The following is a 21644-nucleotide window of genomic DNA, read 5'->3' as shown; positions in this document are numbered from 1 at the left end:
CGACAGTCTGGACCTGGCCTATACGGGCAACCGCAGCGCGACGCTGCCGGCGGCGCGCCTGACGCATCTGCAGAGGTTGGAGGCGGAAAGCATCCACATCATCCGCGAGGTGGCGGCGGAGACCGAGCGTCCGGTGATGCTCTATTCCATCGGCAAGGACAGCGCGGTGATGCTTCACCTGGCGCTGAAGGCCTTCCATCCGTCGCGGCTGCCATTTCCGCTGCTCCATGTGGACACCACCTGGAAGTTCAAGGAGATGATCAGCTTCCGCGACAGCCTGGCCGCCCGGCTGGGGGTGGAGCTGCTGGTGCATGTCAATCCCGAGGGGCTGGCCCAGAATGTCGGGCCCTTCACCCACGGCTCGGCCCTGCACACCCAGATCATGAAGACCGAAGGGCTGAAGCAGGCGCTGGACAAGTACGGCTTCGACGCCGCCTTCGGCGGGGCGCGCCGGGACGAGGAGAAGTCCCGCGCCAAGGAGCGCATCTTCAGCTTCCGCTCCGCCGCCCACCGCTGGGACCCCAAGAACCAGCGGCCGGAGCTGTGGAACCTCTATAACGCCCGCAAGAACAAGGGCGAGAGCATCCGCGTCTTCCCGTTGTCCAACTGGACCGAGCTGGACATCTGGCAGTACATCTACCTTGAGAACCTGCCGCTGCCGTCCCTGTACTTCGCCAAGGAGCGGCCGGTGGTGCGGCGCGACGGCACGCTGATCATGGTGGATGATGAGCGCATGCCCTTGCAGCCGGGCGAGACGCCGGAGATGCGGAAGGTGCGGTTCCGTACACTGGGCTGCTATCCGCTGACCGGCGCCATCGAGAGCGAGGCGGACACCCTGCCCGCCATCATCCAGGAAATGCTGCTGACCAAGCAGTCCGAACGCCAGGGGCGCGTCATCGACAAGGATGCCGGCGCCTCCATGGAACTGAAGAAGCGCGAAGGGTACTTCTAAGATGGCCCACGTCTCGGACCTGATCGCCACCGACATCGGGCGGTACCTGCACACGCACCAGCACAAGGACCTGCTGCGCTTCATCACCTGCGGCAGCGTGGATGACGGCAAGAGCACCCTGATCGGGCGGCTGCTGTACGAATCCAAGATGCTGTTCGAGGACCAGTTGGCGGCGCTGGAGGCGGACTCGAAGAAGGTCGGCACCCAGGGCGGCGACCTGGATTTCGCGCTGCTGGTGGACGGGCTGTCGGCGGAGCGGGAGCAGGGCATCACCATCGATGTTGCCTACCGCTTCTTCTCCACCGACCGGCGCAAGTTCATCGTGGCCGACACGCCGGGCCATGAGCAGTACACCCGCAACATGATCACCGGGGCCTCCACCGCCGATCTGGCGGTGATCCTGGTGGATGCGCGCAAGGGCGTGCTGACCCAGACCCGCCGGCACAGCTTCCTGGTCTCCCTGATCGGCATCCGGCATGTGGTGCTGGCCATTAACAAGATGGATCTGGTCGGCTTCGGCCGGGAGCGGTTCGAGGAGATCCTGGAGGAATACCGGGCCTTCGCCGCACCGCTGGGCTTCCAGACCATCACCCCCATCCCGATGTCGGCCCTGAAGGGCGACAATGTGGTGGAGGGCAGTGCGGCCATGCCCTGGTACCAGGGCCCCAGCCTGATGCAGCATCTGGAAACGGCGGTCGTGACCCCGGCGGAGGGCAACAAGGCCTTCCGCATGCCGGTGCAGTGGGTGAACCGCCCGAACCTGGATTTCCGCGGCTATTCCGGCCTGATCGCGGCCGGCGAGGTGCGCCCCGGCGACCGCGTCGTGGCGCAGCCCTCGGGCCGCGAGACCCGTGTCGCCCGCATCGTCACCTATGACGGCGACCTGGACGTGGCGGTGGCCGGCCAGTCCGTGACCCTGACCCTGACGGACGAGGTGGATATCAGCCGCGGCGACCTGCTGGCCGCGGCCGACGCCCCGGCGCAGGTGGCGGACCGGTTCGAGTCCACCATCGTCTGGATGAACGACGCCGCCATGCTGCCGGGTCGGCGCTACCTGATGAAGATCGGGACGCGCACCGTCACGGCCTCGGTCCTGGCGCTGAAGCACCGGATCGACGTCAACACCCAGGCGCAGCTCGCGGCGAAGACCCTCGACCTCAACGAGATCGGCGTCTGCGACCTCAGCCTGGACGAGGCCATCGCCTTCGATCCCTATCAGGAGAACCACACCACCGGCGGCTTCATCCTGATCGACCGGATCAGCAACGAGACGGTGGGCGTCGGCCTGCTGCGCGCTGCACTCGCCCGGTCGCGCAATGTGCGCTGGGAGACGCTGGACATCGACCGCGCGGCGCGGGCGGCCCAGAAGGGCCAGAAGCCCTGCGTGCTGTGGTTCACCGGCCTGTCGGGTGCGGGCAAATCCACCATCGCCAACCTGGTTGAGAAGAAGCTGCATGCCGACGGGCGGCACACCATGCTGCTGGACGGCGACAATGTCCGCCACGGTCTGAACAAGGACCTCGGCTTCAGCGACGCCGACCGGGTGGAGAATATCCGCCGGGTGGCGGAGGTGGCGAAGCTGATGGCCGACAGCGGCCTGATCGTGCTGGTCTCGCTGATCTCGCCCTTCCGGTCGGAGCGGCAGATGGCGCGCGACCTGCTGCCGCCGGGCGAGTTCCTGGAAATCTTCGTGGACACGCCGCTGGACGTGGCGGAGGGCCGGGACGTGAAGGGCCTCTACAAGCGGGCCCGTGCGGGCGAGATCCGGAACTTCACCGGCATCGACAGCCCCTATGAGGCGCCGGAGCAGGCCGACATCCGCATCGATACCCAGACCACCGGCCCGGAGGCCGCGGCCCTGGCCATCGTGGAAGAGCTGGAACGCCGCGGCCTGCTCACCGCCGACCTGCTGGTGGACGGGGCGGCGATCTGAGGGGGGCAGTTCGCAGGGCGGATAGAGGTCCTAGCCGCCTACGGCGTCCGCTGAAGCGACGACAGGCTCAGGACGAGGGAGTAGGCACTCTCTCCACACCAATGAAGAAGGGGCGGCCCGATGGAGCCGCCCCTTTTCCGTTCCGGTGAAGACCCGGTCAGTGCCCGTGATTGTGGCCGTGGCCGAGGGTGTGGCCGTCGCGGGCCCAGGATTCGCCGCCCTCCTGCTGAAACCAGAAGGGCTTGTGCTGCACGGCGGTCGGGAGCACCTGGTTCATCTCGGTGTCGTAGACCCGGCCGTTCAGCACCGTGTAGCGGATGGACACGCTGTTGCGGATATCCTCCAGCGGGTTGGCGTCCAGCACGATCAGATCGGCCAGCTTGCCCGGCTCGATAGAGCCGAGGTCGCGGTCGTAGCCCAGGGCCACGGCCCCGTTCATGGTGCCGGCGCGCAGCGCGTCGATGGTCGGCATGCCGCCCTGGGCCAGCATCCACATCTCCCAGTGGCTGCCCAGACCCTCGCGCTGGCCGTGGGCGCCGATGACCACCGGCACGCCGAGCTGGTTCAGCTCATGAGCGACGCTGGCGACCTGGACGTGGTTCAACTCCTCCTCCGGCACCTGGACCGGGCGGCGGGCGCGGCTGTCCAGGATGCGGCGCGGCACGTACTTGGTCAGGATCGGGTCGGCCCACACGGGAGAGGACTGGTACCAGTAGTTCTCACCCATGTTGCCGCCATAGGCCACCACAAGGGTGGGGTTGTAGGCGGTGCCCGACGCGTCCCAGAGCTGGCGCACATCGTCATAGATGCGGCCGACCGGCAGCGAGTGCTCGATCGTGGTGTGGCCGTCCACGATCATGGTCATGTTGTGCTGGAACAGCGAACCGCCCTCCGGCACCACATTCACGCCCAGCTCGCGCGCGGCCTCGATCACCTGCTGGCGCTGGTCGCGGCGGGGCTGGTTGTAGCTCTTCACGCTGTGCGCCCCCGCCGCCTTCATGCGGCGGAGGTGGGACTTGGCGTCCTCCAGGCTTTCGATCTTCGCGGCGATGGACCCCGCCGCACCATAGAGGATGGTGCCGGTGGAGAAGATGCGCGGGGCGACGATCTCACCCGCCTTGGCCAGCTCCGACGCGGCGAAGATCTCGCTGGTGTCGTTGGAGGGGTCGTGCAGCGTGGTCACGCCGAAGGCGAGCGAGGCATAGTTCACCCAGCTCTGCTGCGGGATGATCTCGTTCGCGCCCATGGAGCCGTGCCAGTGCCCGTCGATCAGGCCGGGCATCACGGTCTTGCCCTTGGCGTCCACCACCTCGGCATCCGCCGGCACGGTGACCTCGGCCGCCGGCCCGACCGCCTCGATCCGGTTGCCGTTGACCAGGATGGTGCCGTCCTCGATCACCTCGCTGCCGCGCATGGTGATGACGCGGGCGTTGGTGAAGGCGATGCGGCCCTTCGGCACGTCATAGGCATGGGTGAAGCCGATATCGATGCCCTGGGTCGGGGCATCCGGCAGCTTCTCCGGCGCGCCGTCGATGAAGGCGAAGGCCTCCTTCAGCTCCCGGCTGAACAGCTCGGGCCCGAGCGACCACCAGAGGCGCTTGCCGTCGCCCGACCAGTGGATCCACTCGCCGGCATCCTTGGCCACCGTGGCGACGGGCAGGGCCTTCATGTCCGGCCCGATCTCCACCGTCTGACCGGTGGCGGGGAAGGGGGCGATGTGCGCCTTGAACCGCTCGGTCCAGGCGATCCACTTCCCGTCCGGGGAGACGGCGTATTCGGTGGCGAGGGCGGAGCGGAGATGGGTGTGCTCGTCCGACCCGTCCAGCTCCACCGACTTCAGCAGCCGCTTGGTGGGCTGACCGGTCTCGCCGGGCTCATGCTCCATGAAATAGAGCCGGTTGCTGTCGGCGCCGAAATGGGGCAGCACGCCCTCATGCCGGATTTCCGTCGGCTCGCCGCCCTTGGCGGGGATGGTGTAGATGCCGGTCTCCCGCGCCCAGACGGCTGGGAGCAGATAACCGTCCGCCACGGTGCGGTAGACGATGGTCTGCCCGTCGGGGGAGAAGGCGGGCTCCACATAATGGCCGGGCTTCTCCGTCACCTTCCGCCCCTCGCCGCCGCGCGGGGTGATGGTGCGGATGGAGCCGAACTCCTCATCGCTCCAGGTGGTGTAGACGATGCTCTTCCCGTCACGCGACCAGGCCGGATACAGCTCGAAATGGTCGTTCTGCCGGGTCAGCCGGCGCGGCGTGCCGTTGGGCAGGTCCCGAATCCACAGCTTGCCCAGGGCCTCGTACACCACCTGGCTGCCGTCCGGCGACGCCTCCGCCCAGCGGAGCATCTTCACGTCGAACTTTTCGGGCGCCACTTCGACGGGGAAGCGGACGGCCTCCTGGATCTTGCGGCTGGACTTCACATGGAAGGGGATGGGCGTGACCTGCTTCGTGGCCACATCGATGCGGTGGAAGCCGCCATCCGCCCAGAAGACGACGGACTTGTTGTCCGGGGTCCAGGACATGGCGGGATAGACGCCATGGATGGCCCAGGTCTCCTGCATGTCGCGGTCGAGGCCCTCATAGATCGGCACCTCGCGCCCGGACTCCAGATCCATGACATAGAGCACGGATTTGTAGCGGACGCGGCGGATGAAGGCGAGGGACTTGCCGTCCGGGGACGGGGTGGGGCGGATGGAGCCGCCGGGACCGGACACGAACTTCTCGATCTCGCCGGTCTCGCGGTCCAGCCGCTGGATGGCGTAAAGCTCGGTGTTCGGGTCCTTGCTGTACTCGAAGACCCCGCCCGGCGTGACGTCGTCGCTGAAATAGACATAGCGGCCGTCGGGGGAGAAGGCGGGCTCACCGGTATCCTTCTGCTCCGTCCGGCGCTTGGTGAGCTGCACGCCCTCCCCGCCGGAGCGGTGGTAGAGCCACATCTCGCCCGCACCCAGCGAGCGGGTGGAGGTGAAGTGCTTGCGCGCGATGATGAACTGGCTGTCCGGCGACCAGTCCGGCTGGTTCAGGAGACGGAAATCCTCCTTCGTCACCTGCCGCGGGTTGGAGCCGTCGCGGTCCATGATCCAGATGTTGTCGCCCGCCCCGCGGTCGCTGGTGAAGGCGATCCACTTGCCGTTGGGGGAGTAACGGGGCTGCATGTCCCAGGCAATTCCGCTGGTCAGCGCCTTCGCCTCGCCGCCCGTGATCGGGATCGTGTAGAGGTCGCCCAGCAGGTCGAAGACGATCTCCGTCCCGTCCGGGCTCACATCCAGCGACAGCCATGTGCCGGAGGTGACGTCGATCGTCACATCCTTCATCGGCCCCGGCGGGTTGGAGACGTCCCACTTGGGCTTCTCCTCCTTGCCGTCCTTCTTCGCGTCCTGGGCCCCGGCCGGTTGGGCCAGCAGCATCAGGCCGAGCGTTGCGGCGCAAATCCGCTTCATCCACTCTGTCTCCCGGTTCTTTCCGCGGCTCGGAGCCGCGTTTCCTGCCGGGGGACCTTAGACGTCGAAGCGACAGGGATCACCACAAGATTTGTAGCTGGACGGTAAACCGCAACCGGATCAAGCCGATAGGCCGGGTCCGGCCTCAGTCGTAGGGCCAGACGGGGGCGTGAAGCAGGCGCTGGGCATCTATCCGCAAGCGGTCGTGCAGCTCACGGATTCGGTCGCCGGCCTCCTCCTGCAACACCGCGTGCGGGGTGGTGCGGTTGGCGTTCAGCAGATCCTTGAGCTGGCGGGCGGTGCGGGCCAGGGGCGGGAAGGCGGCGCCGAGACGCCGGACCTCCTCCCGGTAATCCGGCTCCATCACATTGGGATAGATCCGGTCCATCCGGTCCAGGGCAAGGGAAAGCTGGGTCTTGTTCATCGGGCGGAGTCTCGGGGGCGCGTCCGGGGCGGGCGGTCAGATGTACAGGACGGAACGGCGTCATTCCAACCCCTCGTCCGTTCCGGCCGGAACCTGCCGCCCCCATCCCTCCGATAGGGACAGGGGCGGCTTCTCCAACGGTTAAGCCGAACGGAACCGGTCTCTCCGGTTGTGCTGTTGCCGCTCATCATAGGTTGGGCACATCATGCCGTCGGAACGGGCATAACCCATCTCGGAGGGGCTGCGGCCTGCCGCGAATATGGAAGGGTGGAATGCACGGCGGGAAAGCGGCCGTGATAGTCCGGCCTGCTCCCGCGCGGGCCGGCTTCGACAAGTCAGGCGTGCCTGGCCGGCCATGACAGGGCAGGCGGCGGCCTTCTGCAAAGCCCGTCATATGGCCGAGCATATCCGACGTTCGGCATAGATGATCGCGCACCCCTATTGTTGCATCAGCTAATCCGCAAGCACCCGGCGACAGAGCCGTGACAATTGCGTTTGAAGTATAGGCTCATTGCTGCGCGGACCATTGGTCCTTCCGTCACCCTGAGGATGCAGATGGCAGTCCGCCGGTCTCTTTTTTTCTCCTTGTCCCAGCGTTACCTGACGATGGTGATCAGCCTGCTGTCGACGGTGATTCTGGCCCGGCTTCTGACGCCGGAGGAGATGGGGATCTTCTTCGTCTGCGCCGCCATCATGATGGTGGTGCAGACGGTGGCCCAGTTCGGCGTCCTGCATTACATCGTGCAGGAGCGGCGGCTGACCCCGGCGCGGTTCCGCGCCTCGGTGGGCGTCATCGTCGCCAGCAGCCTGGTCGCCTTCGCCGCCCTATGGGCGGCCCGTTGGCCCATTGCCGACTTCTATGGGGAGCCGGCGCTGGCGAACGTGATGTCCGTCTATGCGATGAGCCTTCTGGTCATTCCCCTGAACACGCCGGCGGTGGCCTGGCTGCAGCGGGAAATGCGGTTCGACGCCGTGTTCGTCATTGGCCTCACGGGAGCGGTGGTGCAGGCGGTCACGTCCGTCGCGCTCGCCATCGCCGGATACAACTACATGGCCCTGGCCTGGGCGGCCATTGCGGAGCAGGTCGGCATCACCGCCGCCACCCTGGCCTACCGCAGCCGGGAGACATGGGCGATCCCGTCCATCATCGGGTGGCGCAAGGTGGTGCGGGTCGGCGCTTCCATGAGCGCCGCGCAACTTCTCCAGGAGATGGGCAACCTTGCCCCGCAGCTCGCCATCGGCCGGTTCCAGGGCTTCGGCGGGGCGGGCCTGTTCAACCGCGGCCTGACCGCGGTGAACCTGTTCCATCGGTCCTTCGTGCAGGCCATCGTGCCGGTGCTGCTGCCCGCCTTCTCGCGCACCCACCGGGAAGGCGGGAATGTGCCCGAAGCGCTGATGCAGACGGTGTCCTATGTGGCCGTGATCGCCTGGCCATTCTTCGCCGTCACGGCGATCATGGCCTTCCCCATCGTCCGGCTGCTGTTCGGCGACCAGTGGGACGCGGCGGTTCCGGTGGTGCAAATCCTGGCGCTGACGGCGCTCTGCCTGCCGGTCAACAGCATCTCCGGCGAAGTGCTGGTGGCGCTGGGCCGTAGCGGCTCCTTCTTCCGCATCCAGTCGGCGGTGCAGGTGGTCCGCATCGTGTCGGCCATCCTTCTGGCCGCCGTCAGCATCGAGGCGGTGGCCGGCGCCATGGTCGGGGCGACGGTGATCCAGCTCGTGCTGGTTCTGGCCACGCTGAAGGCGGCCGTCGGCCTCAATCCCGGCCAGCTCGTCCTGCGCATGCGGAGCAGCGGCATCGTCACGGTGCTGGCAGCGTCGGGTCCGCTGGCCCTTATGCTGCTGGACCCCGTCGCGGTGCTGGGCGTCATCCCCACGATCATGATCGGCGGAGCGCTGGCAGCCATGGGATGGGTGCTGGGCATCTTCGTCGGGCAGCACCAGGTGGTGGACGAGGTGCGGCTGGTGCTCTGCCAAGCGCGTCAGCGCATCTCGGCGCGGCGCCGGACGGCGCCGGTCGGCCGGGGAGAGGATGAGCGGGCGGAGGAAAGGCTCCGCGTCAGCCGGGCGGCCGTGCCAGATCGTCCCGTTCCGCCCGCAGCCGCGCCAATTTCTCGTTCAGCTTGAGGATCTTGCGGTCCAGCTTGGCAACCCGCCTGGCGGCGCGGCCGTCCGGTCGGGCCGCCATCTGTGGCCGGACCCGATCATTGATGGCCGCCCGCGCCGCTTTGGACAGGGCTTTCCAGCCTTTGACCTCGTCCCGGGTACGGTAGCAGCCGGTACAGACATGGTCCGAATTGAAGCGGCAGACCTTGATGCAGGGATTGGCGTGGTCGGATCGGGGCATGGGCTCACGCGCCGGGGACGGGAAGGGCTCGTGCGCATATTGGCCTCCCGGCCCGCCTTGCAATGCCGTGCGGCGCCCGGCCTCAGCCGTTCCGGGCCTCGCGCCAGTAGCGCCAGGGCCAGGACAGCGCATACCGCAGCGCCACGGCGCAGACCGCCACATGGGCGCGGAGATCATGGTGTGAGGAGCGGAAGCCGGTCGGGATCAGTTCCCCGATCGCCACCAGCAGGTAGCCCATCACCATCAGCCAGAGAACCGTCAACATCGTTCGCCTCGACACTCGGAACCAGGAGCACGGGAAGGCCTCCAGGATCGTTCCGGGCCGTTAACGATTACTGAATGGGCTACGCCGGTGGGGTGCAGTTCGCCATTTTCGCTCCAGCGAATCCAGCCGGTCCCGGCCGCGCGCCGGTGAGGTCGCACCAATCCAGCACCGCGCCCTGGAATCGGGCGGGCAGGGCATTGCCGTTGCGTAGCGGCAGGTCTCCCAGGTCGGCGGCTTCCAGCCGGCCATGCATCAAAGTCGCGCCGGTGAAGTTGGCGCCCCTGAGGTCCGTCCCCGACAGGTCGGTGTAGAGCAGTCTGGCACCCTGGAAGTCGGCCGCCGCGAGTTTCGCATGGGCAAGGTTGGCGCCGGCCAGTTCCGCCCCGCGGAAGGACACGGCCGACAGTTCCCGCCCGCGGAAATCCACACCGCGCAGCTTCTGCCCGGTGAAGTCGGCCCGCCGCCCCTCCCGTCCGGTGCTGTCCACCCAGCGCTCATGCTCGGCGATGATGCGCTCCATCTCGTCCAGCCCGCGCAGATGGGCTTCGAAGGCTGGATTGCCGCGGAAGGCGCGCCGGGTCTGCTCATCGACGGAGAAGACGGCATCGGAGATGTCGGCCAGATGGAAGTTGGCCCCGTTCATCTCGGCGCCCAGCAGAACGACGCCTTGCAGGTCCGCTTCCTGGAAATCCACCTGCTTCAGGTCGGCATTGCGAAGATTGACGCCCCGCATGCGGCACTTGCGCATGACGGCCCCCTGCAGCGACGCCCCCTCCATGTTGCAGAAGGACAGGTCGGTCACAGCGCCGAAGCTGTTGTGGTCGGTCTGGTTCTTCGTCCCGGTCTTGATGACCAGGGTGCCCACCCGCATGTCGGTGCCGTCCAGGCGGGCCGATTGCAGGTCCGACCTGTAGAAGCGCGCGCCCCGCAGGTTGGCGCGGCTGAAGTCGCAGCTCCGCAGATTGGCCCCGATGAACAGGCTGTTCTCCAGATCGGCGTCACGGAACAGCACCCCTTCCATATCGGCGGACGACAGGTTGCTGGCCAGCATGCGCGCCCCGGACAGGTCGAACCCGCGCAGCCGCAGCCCGGTCAGGTTCGCCAGCCGCAGTTCCAGCCGCTTGCCCCCGCGGCCCTTGGCGAACTGGGCATGCTCGGCAAGCTGCTGCGGCAGGTTTGATACGCGGGCCGCAGTAGCATCGGTGGTGGATTGCATGGGGGCGGAACCATTCAGGGTTCCCACCATTATGGAGTAACTCTTTGCGGTTGCGCAATCCTGTATGCAGATGGCGCCTCTATTCGGCGGCCGGCCCGCTCCCCGCGAAGGCGGAGGGCAGGGCGCAGGCAGCGCTGTACTCCGCCGCCATGCGGTCCACCAGCTCGGCCACGGTGGGTACGTCGCCGATGCTGCCGATGCCCTGGCCGGCGGACCAGACATCCTTCCAGGCCTTGGGCTTGTTGTCCCAGTTGCTCACGTCCGGGGTGCGGCCCGGTGTGGTCAGCTCCGCCACGTCCAGGCCGCTGGCGGCGATGCTGGGGCCGAGATAGTTGCCGGGGATGCCGCTGAAGAAGGGGGTGTAGACGATGTCGGCGGCCTGGCCGTCCAGGATCATCTGCTTATAGGCGGGGTTGGCGTGCGCTTCGGCGGTGGCGATGAAGCGGGTGCCCATATAGGCCATGTCCGCCCCCATGACCTCCGCCGCGCGCACCGCCTGTCCGGAGGACATGGCCCCGGCCAGCACGATGGTGCCGTCGAAGAATGACCGCACCTCCGGCAGCAGGGCGAAGGGCGACAGCGTGCCGGCATGGCCGCCGGCCCCGGCGCAGACCAGGATCAGCCCGTCCACCCCGGCCTCCATGGCCTTCTTCGCATGGCGCACATTGGTGACATCATGGAAGACGATGCCGCCATAGCCATGCACATGCTCCACGATCTCCGTCGGCGCACCGACGGAGGTGATGACCAGCGGCACCTTGTGCTTGACCACCAGCGCCAGATCCTCCTGCAGCCGGGTATTGGACCGGTGCACGATCAGGTTCACGCCGAAGGGCGCCACCTTCCTGTCTGGGTTGGCCGCCGCGTAATCGCCAAGGTCGTGGGTCAGATTGCCCAGCCATTCGTCCAGCAGCTCCACCGGACGGGCATTCAGGGAGGGGAAGGTGCCCACCATCCCGGCCTTGCACTGGGCGGCGACCAGTTCAGGATAGCTGACAATGAACATCGGCGATCCGATCAGCGGCAGCCGCAGCTTGCCCTGGAACAGGCTGGGAATGGGCATGTGGTCTTCTCCCTGAGGACAGGTTCTTGTTGTTACGTTCCGGCGGGGCCGTCGCGATCCTGGGCGCCGTGCCAGACGCGCAGGATGGTTACGGTCGCAGCATTCTCATCGACTTCGTAGACGATGACATAAGGGTAGGCCAGCGTCAGTTCGCACGTGCCGTCGGGCTTCGGCCGGCCGTGCAGGGGGAACGCGGCCAACCCGTTTCCGGCACCGTGCATCCGGCGCAGCATTCCGGCGGCGGCATGGGGATTGAAGCCTGCGATATACTGGACATGGCTGATGGCGTCGCGCTGGGCCTCATCGGTCCAGACCACCCGCATCAGCGCCGATCCGACAGCGGCGCTGGCGGCATCGGCCGGCCGTTCTCAAGCGCTTCCGCGGCTTCCAGCAGCCAGCGCCCGACCACGGAATGATCGGTCACACGCCCGGCGCGCAGGCTTTCCCGCGCCTCCGCGATGGCCTGCGCCCTGCGGTCCTCATCGACCTGATCGAAGATGCTGTCCGGCTGCTCCATGGGGCGGATTCTGACAGGTTGCAGATGCCCCCGCAACAGCCGCCTCGCCCCGCTGTCTCCACTGCGCATGCATGCAATGCGCGCCTAGCGGCGGGCGGCGGCGCTCTGTACCATGCGTCGACTCGCCAATTAACCAAAATGCGGCACGGGAGTGAAACATGGCCGACAGCAATACCAAGGTCACCGAGGAAGAGGCCCTGTGGCTGCACAGTTCCGGCCGCCCCGGCAAGCTCGAAGTCACGCCCACCAAGGCGCTGACCACCCAGCGCGACCTCTCTCTCGCCTACTCGCCCGGCGTGGCTGTGCCGTGCCTGCGCATCCAGGCCGATCCCGCGACGGCCTATGACTACACGGCCAAGGGCAATCTGGTCGCCGTGGTGTCCAATGGCACGGCCGTATTGGGTCTGGGCGACCTCGGCGCGCTGGCCTCCAAGCCGGTGATGGAAGGCAAGGCGGTGCTGTTCAAGCGCTTCGCCGATGTGGACGGCATGGATCTCTGCGTCGATACCCGCGACGTGGACGAGTTCGTGAACTGCGTCCGTTACCTGTCCCCCAGCTTCGGCGGCATCAATCTGGAGGACATCAAGGCCCCGGACTGCTTCATCATCGAGCAGCGCCTGCGCGAGCTGATGGACATCCCCGTCTTCCATGACGACCAGCACGGCACCGCCATCATCGCCGCCGCCGGCCTGATCAACGCCATCGAGCTGACCGGGCGGACCATGGAGACCACGCGCATGGTGGTGAACGGCGCCGGTGCCGCCGCCATCGCCTGCGTGGAGCTGATCAAGTCCATGGGCATGCCGCACGGGAACATCACCCTGTGCGATACCAAGGGCGTGGTCTATCAGGGCCGCACCAACGGCATGAACCAGTGGAAGTCGGCCCACGCCGTGGAGACCGACGCCCGCACGCTGGCCGAGGCCATGCAGGGCGCCGACGTGTTCATGGGGCTGTCGGTGAAGGGCGCCGTGACGCCGGAGATGGTGAAGTCCATGGCGGACAAGCCCATCATCTTCGCCATGGCGAACCCCGATCCGGAGATTACCCCGGAACAGGTTAAGTCCGTGCGCTCGGATGCCATCGTCGCCACCGGTCGCTCGGACTATCCGAACCAGGTGAACAACGTTCTCGGCTTCCCCTACATCTTCCGCGGCGCGCTGGATGTCCGGGCCAGCACTATCAATGACGAGATGAAGATCGCCGCCGCCCGCGCCCTGGCCGAGCTGGCGCGGGAGGATGTGCCGGACGAGGTGGATGCCGCCTATTCCGGCCGCCGGCTGCGCTACGGGCCGGAATACATCATCCCGGTGCCTTTCGATCCCCGGCTGATCGTGAAGATCCCGGCGGCTGTGGCGAAGGCCGCCATGGATTCCGGCGTGGCCCGCAAGCCCATCGTCGACATGGAAGCCTATGGGCAGGCCCTGCGCCTGCGCCTGGACCCCACCAGCGACAGCCTGCAACTGATCTTCGAGAAGGTGAAGGCGTCGCCGAAGCGCGTGGTCTTCGCCGAGGGCGAGGAGGAGCGGGCGATCCGCGCCGCCATCGCCTTCCGCAGCGCCGGCTACGGCACGCCGGTCCTGGTCGGGCGCGAAGAGGTGATCCGGGAGCAGGTCGCGGCGCTGGGCCTCGGCGCGATCGAGCCGCTGGAAATCCACAATGCCCGCATCTCCCGGCATAATGAGCGCTACACGGAGTTCCTCTACGACCGCCTCCAGCGCCGGGGCATGCTGCACCGTGATTGCCAGCGCATGGTAAACCAGAACCGCAACGTCTTCGCCTCCTGCATGGTGGCGATGGGCGATGCGGACGCGCTGGTCACCGGCCTGACCCGAAGCTTCTCCGTCAGCTTCGAGGATGTGGCGCGGGTGGTCGATCCGCAGCCGGACCATCTGGTGTTCGGCCTGTCCGTGCTGGCCAGCCGGGCGCGCACCGTCTTCATCGCCGACACCACGGTGAATGAGCGGCCGACGGCGGAGCAGCTCTGCGACATCGCGGTCCAGTCCGCCCGGATGGCCCGTCAGATGGGGCATGAGCCGCGCGTGGCCTTCCTCTCCTTCTCCAACTTCGGCCAGCCCATGCGGGAGCGGGCGCAGCATGTCCGCGACGCCGTGGCCCTGATGCGCACCCGCGACGTGGATTTCGAGTTCGATGGTGAGATGTCCGCGGACGTGGCGCTGGATTACGAGCTGATGCAGCGGCTCTACCCGTTCTGCAAGCTCTCGGGTCCGGCCAATGTGCTGGTCATGCCGGCGCTGCACGCCGCCAATATCGGGGCCAAGCTGCTGCAGAAGATGGGCAACGGTACCCTGGTGGGCCCGCTGCTGATCGGGATGGACCGGCCGGTGCAGATCGTTCAGATGGGCGCCACGGTGAACGATCTGGTCACCACGGCGGTGCTGGCGGCGCACGACGCCCTGGCCTGGTGACCATGTCCGGGGCTGGGCATCCCATCCGGCCGGGGGCAGGCCCGGTCAGATCGGGATGCCCAGCTTCGGCAGCAGCCAGACCGTGAGGAGATACAGCGCCACGGTGAGGGCGCATCCCGCCAGCAGGGCGGGATAGAAGCCGATGCCCTGGCGCAGAAGCGCTGGAACCAGCAGGAACATCGGAAGCGACGGCAGGACCAGCCAGAAGGTCGCCTCGGCATGGGCGGCGAGCCGCTGCGCATCGCCCGTATCCTGCCAGAGCCAGATCATCCCCAGCAGGGACACCAGCGGCAGGGATGCCACCAGCGCCCCAAGAGCGGGGCTCCGCTTCGCCAGTTCGGAAACGGCCAGTACGATCAGGCCCGACAGGGCGGCCTTTACGACAAGATAGAGCATGCGCCGGTCCTTCCCGTGTTCCGGACGGTGTATGCTCGGCACGGCCGGCTGTTCCGGAAGACAGCCCCGCGGCAGACCTATGAATATTCCATGACGTGGGTGCGCGTTTACGCCCAGGGGTGGTATGTCCACCGATCCCCGTTCGCGCGGCTCCGGCGGTCGGCGGGGATGTCAGTCTGGAGTGTGGGATATGAGCAGCGTTGAAATCCGACCTCTCCGTTTCGCCCTGATCGGGGCGCTGCTCGTCGTGCCCACCTGCATCGTCCTGATCATGCTGGCGGCTCAGGGGTTGCTGCCTTTTCCCGTGGCGTTGGTCCTCATCCTGGCCCTCATCGGCGTGGCCTGGGCGGTGCTGCGCACGGTCTATCTCGATATCCGCCTTCTGGCGGACCAGATGGAGCGGCTGGGCGAGGCGGAGGAGGCGCTGGTCCCGGCCGCCGCCCGCTCCAGCTCCGCCCAGGCTGTTCTGGCCGCCGCCGCCCGCGCCCACCAGCACTGGCTGGACCGGTGCGCCCAGGGCGAGCGCCGGATCGCCGCCGGCGAGGCCGTGGTGGAGGCCTTGCACGATCCCCTGCTGCTGGTCGGGGCGGAGCGGCGCGTGCTGCGCGCCAACAGCGCTGCGCGCGGGCTGTTCGGCGAGCGCATGGTGGGCCGCGATCTGGCCGTGTCGCTGCGCAATCCCGTCCTGCTGGAAGCGGTGGACGCCGTGCTGGCCGGCGGCACCTCCCGCACGGTGGAATTCCTGCTTCCCGTACCGGTGGAGCGGACGCTGGAGGCACGGGTGAAGCCGTTCCCGCTGGAGCAGGAGGGCGGCGAGGACGCTCCCATCCGCGCGGCGCTGGTCACCCTGCACGACATCACCCTGCTGAAGCGGTCGGAGCAGATGCGCGCCGACTTCGTCGCCAATGCCAGCCATGAGCTGCGCACCCCGCTCGCCACCCTGATCGGCTTCGTCGAGACGCTGCGCGGGCCGGCCAGGGACGATATGGAGGCGCATGACCGCTTCCTCGGCATCATGCATGAGCAGGCGAACCGCATGTCGCGGCTGGTCAACGACCTGCTTTCCCTGTCCCGCATCGAGATGGATGAGCATTCGCCGCCTACCGGGACGGCAGATGTGCCGGAGATCGTCCGCAAGGTCGTGGCCATGCTCGAGCTGAAGGCGGCTTCCCGCAAGATCCGGCTGCGCATCGAAGGACCGGCGGAACTGCCGCCGGTGCTGGGCGACGAGGACCAGTTGGCGCAGGTGTTCCAGAACCTGATCGACAACGCCCTGAAATATTCCCGCGAGCAGAGCGAGGTCACGGTCCGCCTCTCCGCGCTGGAGCCCAGGGGCGGGACGGCGGGCGCCGTCTGCATCTCTGTCGCTGACCAGGGGGAGGGGATACCCCGCACGCACCTGCCGCGCCTGACGGAGCGCTTCTACCGCGTGGATGCCGCCCGCTCCCGCGCCCTGGGCGGAACCGGGCTGGGCCTCGCCATCGTAAAGCATATCGTGAACCGCCACCGGGGACGGCTGTCCATCGACAGCGAGGTCGGAAAGGGCAGCACCTTCACCATCCAGCTTCCGGTCGCCACACTCCGGTCAGGCATTCTACCAGCCTCCGCCAGCATGGCGGGGTAAGCATCCCGCGCCTGCATGGGCGCCATGTCCGCAGGAATGGCGAGGGCAGGCGCAGGGGTGGCCGGCGTCATCAAAGTGTCATCTCCGTGTAGTATTTGGTTCGCGCGCAGCCGTTATGGTCCGGCCACTCCGTCGGGACATTCCGCGGCAGGGTGTACGCACAATGGCGCCCTGGACAGTTGCCAAATACTGGAGGCATTGACGTGACCACCAAGAAGCTTGCCATGGCCGCCGTGTTCGGCGCTGCGTCCCTCGTGGCGATGACCGGCGTTGCCCACGCGCGCGACCAGATCCGCATCGTCGGTTCGTCCACCGTGTTCCCCTTCACGTCCACGGTGGTGGAGCGCTTCGGTCAGACCTCGAAGTTCCCGTCGCCCATTCTGGAGTCCACCGGCACCGGCGGCGGCATGCGCCTGTTCTGCGGCGGCGTCGGCGCCTCCCACCCGGACCTCACCGGCGCCTCGCGCCCGATGAAGGCTTCCGAGTTCGACAGCTGCCAGAAGAACGGCGTCGACCAGATCACCGAGATCAAGATCGGCTATGACGGCATCGCCTTCGCCCACTCGAAGAAGCGCGAGTCCTTCAACCTGACCAAGGCCCAGCTCTTCCAGGCCCTGGCAAAGGAGGTCGAGGTCGACGGCCAGATCGTCGCCAACCCCTACAAGACCTGGAACCAGATCGACTCGTCCTTCCCGAACGTCCAGATCGAGGTTCTCGGCCCGCCGCCGACGTCCGGCACCCGCGACGCCTGGGTCGAGCTGGTGATGGAAGAGGGCTGCAAGGAATTCCCGGCGATCAAGGAGCTAGGCAAGGATCGTCACGCCGCGGTCTGCAAGACCATGCGCGAGGACGGCGCCTTCATCGAGGCCGGTGAGAACGACAACCTGATCGTTCAGCGCCTGGACGCCAACCCGAACGCCTTCGGCATCTTCGGCTTCTCCTTCCTGGAGGAGAACCTGGACCGTATCGACGCGAACCCGGTGGGCGGCGTCGAGCCGAGCTATGAGACGATCTCCAGCGGCGACTATCCGGTCTCCCGCTCCCTGTTCGTGTACCTGAAGAACGCCCATGTCGGCGTCATTCCGGGCCTGAAGGAGTTCGTGACCGAGTACACCAGCGACCGCGCCTTCGGTCCGGACGGCTACCTGGCCGACAAGGGCCTGATCGCCCTCCCGGACGATGAGCGCTCCAAGGTCACCGAGACCGTGAAGAACCTGACCCCGATGTCCAAGCCGACCTCGTAATCGGGTCCATGCCGTGCCGGTGAGTGCCGGCACGGTTTCCGGTGGGACCCGGCGGAAAGCCTCTCGGCGCCGCCGGGTCCTTGTCGCTTGAGAAGCGACCCATTATTGGTTTTTCCCTTTTCCAACAACCGCGTGTGACGATGTCCGCTTCACTTACAGTCGGCATCCTGCTGATCCTGTCCGTAATAGGGTACTGGATGGGCCGTTCCCGCGCGGTTGCCGTGGCGGGCGGGCGGATCGCCTCCCTTCATTCGGTGCCGAATTATTACGGCCTCTACATCGCCATCTGGGCCGGGCTGCCGGCGCTGCTGCTGCTGCTATTCTGGGTGGCCGTCAAGTTCCCGCTGATCGAATCGATCGTGCTGGACTCCCTGTCGCACGAGATGATCGAAGCCTGGGCGCGTGTCATGGTCTCGCCTTCCGACCTGGAGGCGCTGTTGCAGCGCCTGCCCAACCTGGAAGAGGCGGCGCTGACCACGACGCAGGAGCAGCTGTTGCTGATCAACATCGGCAACATCGCGGCCGGTCAGGCGCAGTATGTGAATCCCGCGGTCGTGGATGTGCTGCGCCCCGCGGCGGAGCATTACAACCAGCTTCTTTCGCTCAGCAACTGGGCCGTCTTCGCCGCCTGCATGGCGCTGGCGGCGGCCGGGCTGTTCCTGGGCCGGCAGCGCATCTCCCCGGAGTTCCGGGCGCGCAACAATGTGGAGCGGGTGATCAACTGGCTGCTGATCGTCTGCTCGCTGATCGCGATCCTGACCACCGTCGGCATCGTGCTGTCGCTGCTGTTCGAGAGCGCCCGCTTCTTCGCCCAGGTCTCGCCCGTCGAATTCCTGTTCGGCCTGCATTGGAGCCCGCAGACGGCGATCCGCGCCGATCAGGCCGGCGCGTCGGGCGCGTTTGGCGCCATCCCGCTGTTCACCGGCACCCTGCTGATCGCCACCATCGCCATGACGGTGGCCCTGCCGGTCGGCCTGATGTCGGCCATCTATTTGTCGGAATACGCGCCCCGCCCCGTCCGCTCCACCATCAAGCCGGTGCTGGAGATCCTGGCCGGCATTCCCACGGTGGTCTACGGCTTCTTCGCCATCCTGACGGTGGCGCCGGTGATCCGCGACCTGGGCGCGGCGATCGGACTCGACGTCTCCTCCAACTCCGCGCTCGCGGCGGGAGTGGTGATGGGCATCATGATCGTGCCTTTCGTCTCCTCCCTATCGGACGACGTCATCAATGCGGTCCCGCAGAGCCTGCGCGACGGTTCCTACGGGCTGGGCGCCACCCGGTCGGAGACGATCCGGCAGGTGATCCTGCCCGCGGCGCTGCCCGGCATCGTCGGCGCCTTCCTGCTGGCGGTCAGCCGCGCCATCGGCGAGACCATGATCGTGGTCATGGCCGCCGGCCTGCAGGCGAACCTGACCTTCAATCCGCTGGATGCGGTCACCACCGTGACCGTGCAGATCGCGTCCCTGCTGGTGGGCGACCAGGAGTTCGACAGTCCGAAGACGCTGTCGGTGTTCGCGCTGGGTCTGGTGCTCTTCGCCGTGACCCTGCTGCTGAACGTCGTCGCCCTGCGGATCGTGCAGAAGTATCGGGAAAAGTATGACTGACATGGCCTCACCCATCGCGGCGAACCTGTCCTTCCACACCTCCGAAGCCGCGGAGAAGCGGCTGCGCCGGCGCTATGCGGCGGAGCAGCGGTTCAAGATCTACGGCATCGTGGCCGTGGCCATCGCCTGCCTGATGCTGGTGGTGCTTCTCGGCACCATCCTGCGGGAGGGCGTGACCGCCTTCTGGCAGACCTCCATCCGGCTGGAGGTGACGCTGGACCGGGAGGTGATCGATCCCCAGGGAACCGGCAACCCGGCCGACTTCGACCGCGGCGCCTTCCAGGATATGGTGCAGGACGCGCTCTATGCCCGTTTCCCGGATGTCGAGGGGCGGCGGGAGCGGCGGCAGCTTCGTGAGCTGATCAGCCCGGTGGCCGGCGTCTCCCTGGCCGCGCGCGTGCTGGCCGAACCGTCGCTGGTGGGCCAGACGGTGGAGTTCTGGGTGCCGGCCTCCGACCCGATCAACCAGCTCAACAAGGGCAAGATCGACCGGGACGCGCCGGAGGCGAACCGCCCCGTCAGCGATCAGCAGGTCGCCTGGTTCGATACGCTGGCGGAGAGCGGCGACAGCCGCACCGGCTTCAACAGCACCTTCTTCTCCTTCTCCGACAGCAACTATCCCGAGCTGGCGGGCATCTGGGGGGCTGCGGTCGGTTCCTTCTACCTGCTGCTGGTGACGCTGCTGCTGGCCTTCCCCATCGGGGTGGCCACGGCGGTCTATCTGGAGGAGTTCGCGCGGAAAAACCGGTTCACCGACTTCATCGAGGTGAACATCAACAATCTCGCGGCCGTGCCCTCCATCGTCTTCGGTCTGCTGGGTCTGGCCGTGTTCCTCCAGTTCTTCAGCCTGCCGCGCTCCTCACCGCTGGTGGGCGGCATGGTGATCGCGCTGATGAGCCTGCCCACCATCATCATCGCCGCCCGCGCGGCGCTGAAGGCGGTGCCCCCCTCCATCCGGGAGGCGGCGCTGGGCATGGGGGCGTCCAGGCTTCAGACGGTGACGCACCATGTGCTGCCGCTGGCCATGCCGGGCATCCTGACCGGCACCATCATCGCCATGGCGCAGGCCCTGGGCGAGACGGCGCCGCTGCTGATGATCGGCATGAACGCCTTCATCACCGAAGCGCCGACCGGCCTGCTGGACAGCTCCGCCGCTCTGCCGGTTCAGATCTTCATGTGGGCCGACCGGCCGGAGCGCGGCTTCGTCGAGCTGACCTCGGCGGCGATCCTGATGCTGCTGATCTTCCTGGTGCTGATGAACAGCATCGCCATCTTCCTGCGCAAGAAATTCGAACGCCGGTGGTGATCACAATGGACACGAACATCATGAATGCATCCGCCGCCGACACTGCGCCCTATACCGTCAAGATGCGCGCCGAGGACGTGAAGGTCTATTACGGCGAGAAGCGGGCGCTGCACGGGATCAATGTGGACATCCGCCAGAACGAAGTGCTGGCCCTGATCGGGCCGTCGGGCTGCGGCAAATCCACCTTCCTGCGCACCCTGAACCGGATGAACGACACCATCGACATCTGCCGGGTGACGGGCACCATCACGCTGGACGACGAGGACATCTACGCCCCCAAGCTGGACGTGGTGCAGCTCCGGGCACGGGTCGGCATGGTCTTCCAGAAGCCCAATCCGTTCCCGAAGTCGATCTTCGAGAACATCATCTACGGTCCCAAGCTGCACGGTCTGGCCACCCGCCGGGACGAGCTGGACGCCATCGTTGAGGCCTCGCTGAAGCGGGCCGGCCTCTGGAACGAGGTGAAGGACCGGCTGCACGAGCCCGGCACCGGCCTGTCCGGCGGCCAGCAGCAGCGCCTCTGCATCGCCCGCGCCATCGCGGTCAGCCCGGAAGTGATCCTGATGGACGAGCCTTGCTCGGCCCTCGACCCGATCGCCACCGCCCATATCGAGGAGCTGATCGACGAGCTGCGGGAGGCCTTCACCATCGTGATCGTCACCCACAACATGCAGCAGGCCGCCCGCGTCTCCCAGCGCACCGCCTTCTTCCATCTCGGCGACCTGGTCGAGGTGGGGAATACGGAGGAGATCTTCACGAACCCGCGGGATGAGCGCACCCAGGGCTACATCACCGGCCGCTACGGCTGACCGGCATTGCGACCGGCCCCGGAACGGGGCCGGATTCCCGCCCCGCCTTCAGGACACGCAGACAAGCGAGCGCCTC

Annotated in this window: 18 protein-coding genes; 9 read left to right on the top strand and 9 right to left on the bottom strand. The window is 67.0% G+C overall.

What is annotated here, in order from left to right; translation table 11 throughout:
- Nucleotides 1-58: 58 nt before the first annotated feature.
- Nucleotides 59-952, top strand: coding sequence for a sulfate adenylyltransferase subunit CysD (gene cysD, locus DOL89_RS12520; protein ID WP_449768889.1), 894 nt, complete (start codon nt 59-61; stop codon nt 950-952).
- A 1-nt stretch (nt 953) separates the two neighbouring features.
- Nucleotides 954-2885 carry a sulfate adenylyltransferase subunit CysN gene (cysN, locus tag DOL89_RS12515; RefSeq protein ID WP_119679458.1) on the top strand — a complete coding sequence of 644 codons (1932 nt, stop codon included), beginning with the start codon at nt 954-956 and terminating at the stop codon, nt 2883-2885.
- 157 nt (nt 2886-3042) lie between these two features.
- On the opposite strand, the gene DOL89_RS12510 is transcribed toward cysN, so the two are convergent.
- The gene (locus DOL89_RS12510) at nt 3043-6321 is read right to left on the bottom strand and encodes an amidohydrolase family protein (protein WP_119679457.1); all 3279 of its coding nucleotides are present in this window, start codon (nt 6319-6321) and stop codon (nt 3043-3045) included.
- A 145-nt stretch (nt 6322-6466) separates the two neighbouring features.
- On the bottom strand, nt 6467-6745 hold the full coding sequence (locus tag DOL89_RS12505; protein WP_119679456.1) for a hypothetical protein: 279 nt from the start codon (nt 6743-6745) through the stop codon (nt 6467-6469).
- A gap of 555 nt (nt 6746-7300) precedes the next feature.
- On the opposite strand from DOL89_RS12505, the gene DOL89_RS12500 reads away from it, so the two are divergent.
- Nucleotides 7301-8872, top strand: coding sequence for a lipopolysaccharide biosynthesis protein (locus DOL89_RS12500; protein ID WP_162937485.1), 1572 nt, complete (start codon nt 7301-7303; stop codon nt 8870-8872).
- On the opposite strand, the gene DOL89_RS12495 is transcribed toward DOL89_RS12500, so the two are convergent.
- The 6 genes from DOL89_RS12495 to DOL89_RS12470 form a co-directional block, all read right to left on the bottom strand.
- Nucleotides 8805-9092 (bottom strand): DUF1289 domain-containing protein, encoded by a 288-nt coding sequence (locus DOL89_RS12495; RefSeq protein WP_119679454.1) that lies wholly within the window; start codon nt 9090-9092, stop codon nt 8805-8807. The two genes, DOL89_RS12500 and DOL89_RS12495, sit on opposite strands and share 68 nt — an antisense overlap.
- A gap of 82 nt (nt 9093-9174) precedes the next feature.
- Nucleotides 9175-9357, bottom strand: a complete 183-nt coding sequence (locus DOL89_RS12490; protein ID WP_119679453.1) for a hypothetical protein — start codon at nt 9355-9357, stop codon at nt 9175-9177.
- A gap of 79 nt (nt 9358-9436) precedes the next feature.
- Nucleotides 9437-10573: a pentapeptide repeat-containing protein gene (locus tag DOL89_RS12485; protein ID WP_162937484.1), complete on the bottom strand. Its 1137-nt coding sequence runs from the start codon at nt 10571-10573 to the stop codon at nt 9437-9439.
- Nucleotides 10574-10652: 79 nt separating this feature from the next.
- Nucleotides 10653-11636 carry an NAD(P)H-dependent flavin oxidoreductase gene (locus tag DOL89_RS12480; protein ID WP_119679451.1) on the bottom strand — a complete coding sequence of 328 codons (984 nt, stop codon included), beginning with the start codon at nt 11634-11636 and terminating at the stop codon, nt 10653-10655.
- A gap of 32 nt (nt 11637-11668) precedes the next feature.
- Entirely contained in the window at nt 11669-11959 is a 291-nt protein-coding gene (locus DOL89_RS12475; protein WP_119679450.1) for a type II toxin-antitoxin system RelE/ParE family toxin, read from the bottom strand.
- Nucleotides 11959-12153 carry a CopG family transcriptional regulator gene (locus tag DOL89_RS12470; protein WP_119679449.1) on the bottom strand — a complete coding sequence of 65 codons (195 nt, stop codon included), beginning with the start codon at nt 12151-12153 and terminating at the stop codon, nt 11959-11961. Before DOL89_RS12470 ends, DOL89_RS12475 begins: the two co-directional genes overlap by 1 nt.
- A gap of 158 nt (nt 12154-12311) precedes the next feature.
- On the opposite strand from DOL89_RS12470, the gene DOL89_RS12465 reads away from it, so the two are divergent.
- Nucleotides 12312-14582 carry an NADP-dependent malic enzyme gene (locus tag DOL89_RS12465; protein ID WP_119679448.1) on the top strand — a complete coding sequence of 757 codons (2271 nt, stop codon included), beginning with the start codon at nt 12312-12314 and terminating at the stop codon, nt 14580-14582.
- Nucleotides 14583-14627: 45 nt separating this feature from the next.
- Here the strand turns inward: DOL89_RS12465 and DOL89_RS12460 are convergent, their stop codons facing one another.
- Nucleotides 14628-14978 carry a DUF3147 family protein gene (locus DOL89_RS12460; protein ID WP_119679447.1) on the bottom strand — a complete coding sequence of 117 codons (351 nt, stop codon included), beginning with the start codon at nt 14976-14978 and terminating at the stop codon, nt 14628-14630.
- Between the two features lie 190 nt (nt 14979-15168).
- On the opposite strand from DOL89_RS12460, the gene DOL89_RS12455 reads away from it, so the two are divergent.
- The 5 genes from DOL89_RS12455 (at nt 15169) to pstB (ending at nt 21568) form a co-directional block, all read left to right on the top strand.
- Nucleotides 15169-16602 carry an ATP-binding protein gene (locus tag DOL89_RS12455; RefSeq protein ID WP_119679446.1) on the top strand — a complete coding sequence of 478 codons (1434 nt, stop codon included), beginning with the start codon at nt 15169-15171 and terminating at the stop codon, nt 16600-16602.
- A 203-nt stretch (nt 16603-16805) separates the two neighbouring features.
- Nucleotides 16806-17846: a substrate-binding domain-containing protein gene (locus DOL89_RS12450; protein WP_205574577.1), complete on the top strand. Its 1041-nt coding sequence runs from the start codon at nt 16806-16808 to the stop codon at nt 17844-17846.
- Nucleotides 17847-17986: 140 nt separating this feature from the next.
- Entirely contained in the window at nt 17987-19453 is a 1467-nt protein-coding gene (gene pstC / locus DOL89_RS12445; RefSeq protein WP_119679445.1) for a phosphate ABC transporter permease subunit PstC, read from the top strand.
- Nucleotides 19446-20759 carry a phosphate ABC transporter permease PstA gene (gene pstA, locus DOL89_RS12440; RefSeq protein WP_119679444.1) on the top strand — a complete coding sequence of 438 codons (1314 nt, stop codon included), beginning with the start codon at nt 19446-19448 and terminating at the stop codon, nt 20757-20759. The genes pstC and pstA overlap by 8 nt, the downstream gene beginning before the upstream one ends.
- Nucleotides 20760-20764: 5 nt before the next feature.
- Nucleotides 20765-21568 carry a phosphate ABC transporter ATP-binding protein PstB gene (pstB, locus tag DOL89_RS12435; protein ID WP_205574576.1) on the top strand — a complete coding sequence of 268 codons (804 nt, stop codon included), beginning with the start codon at nt 20765-20767 and terminating at the stop codon, nt 21566-21568.
- The last annotated feature ends 76 nt before the right edge of the window (nt 21569-21644 follow it).

It is taken from the genome of Indioceanicola profundi (assembly GCF_003568845.1).
Classification (GTDB): Bacteria; Pseudomonadota; Alphaproteobacteria; order Azospirillales; family Azospirillaceae; genus Indioceanicola; species Indioceanicola profundi.
This window is presented reverse-complemented; position numbering and strand designations above follow the sequence as displayed.

What these genes read in the sequence shown, in the direction of transcription:
- DOL89_RS12510 (WP_119679457.1), bottom strand. Translation starts at nt 6,321, where the DNA reads ATGAAGCGGATTTGCGCCGCAACGCTCGGCCTGATGCTGCTGGCCCAA.
- DOL89_RS12505 (WP_119679456.1), bottom strand. Translation starts at nt 6,745, where the DNA reads ATGAACAAGACCCAGCTTTCCCTTGCCCTGGACCGGATGGACCGGATC.
- DOL89_RS12465 (WP_119679448.1), top strand. Translation starts at nt 12,312, where the DNA reads ATGGCCGACAGCAATACCAAGGTCACCGAGGAAGAGGCCCTGTGGCTG.
- cysN (WP_119679458.1), top strand. Translation starts at nt 954, where the DNA reads ATGGCCCACGTCTCGGACCTGATCGCCACCGACATCGGGCGGTACCTG.
- DOL89_RS12460 (WP_119679447.1), bottom strand. Translation starts at nt 14,978, where the DNA reads ATGCTCTATCTTGTCGTAAAGGCCGCCCTGTCGGGCCTGATCGTACTG.
- DOL89_RS12455 (WP_119679446.1), top strand. Translation starts at nt 15,169, where the DNA reads ATGAGCAGCGTTGAAATCCGACCTCTCCGTTTCGCCCTGATCGGGGCG.
- DOL89_RS12500 (WP_162937485.1), top strand. Translation starts at nt 7,301, where the DNA reads ATGGCAGTCCGCCGGTCTCTTTTTTTCTCCTTGTCCCAGCGTTACCTG.
- pstA (WP_119679444.1), top strand. Translation starts at nt 19,446, where the DNA reads ATGACTGACATGGCCTCACCCATCGCGGCGAACCTGTCCTTCCACACC.
- DOL89_RS12495 (WP_119679454.1), bottom strand. Translation starts at nt 9,092, where the DNA reads ATGCCCCGATCCGACCACGCCAATCCCTGCATCAAGGTCTGCCGCTTC.
- DOL89_RS12480 (WP_119679451.1), bottom strand. Translation starts at nt 11,636, where the DNA reads ATGCCCATTCCCAGCCTGTTCCAGGGCAAGCTGCGGCTGCCGCTGATC.
- DOL89_RS12470 (WP_119679449.1), bottom strand. Translation starts at nt 12,153, where the DNA reads ATGGAGCAGCCGGACAGCATCTTCGATCAGGTCGATGAGGACCGCAGG.
- pstC (WP_119679445.1), top strand. Translation starts at nt 17,987, where the DNA reads ATGTCCGCTTCACTTACAGTCGGCATCCTGCTGATCCTGTCCGTAATA.
- DOL89_RS12485 (WP_162937484.1), bottom strand. Translation starts at nt 10,573, where the DNA reads ATGCAATCCACCACCGATGCTACTGCGGCCCGCGTATCAAACCTGCCG.
- DOL89_RS12490 (WP_119679453.1), bottom strand. Translation starts at nt 9,357, where the DNA reads ATGTTGACGGTTCTCTGGCTGATGGTGATGGGCTACCTGCTGGTGGCG.
- DOL89_RS12475 (WP_119679450.1), bottom strand. Translation starts at nt 11,959, where the DNA reads ATGCGGGTGGTCTGGACCGATGAGGCCCAGCGCGACGCCATCAGCCAT.
- pstB (WP_205574576.1), top strand. Translation starts at nt 20,765, where the DNA reads ATGGACACGAACATCATGAATGCATCCGCCGCCGACACTGCGCCCTAT.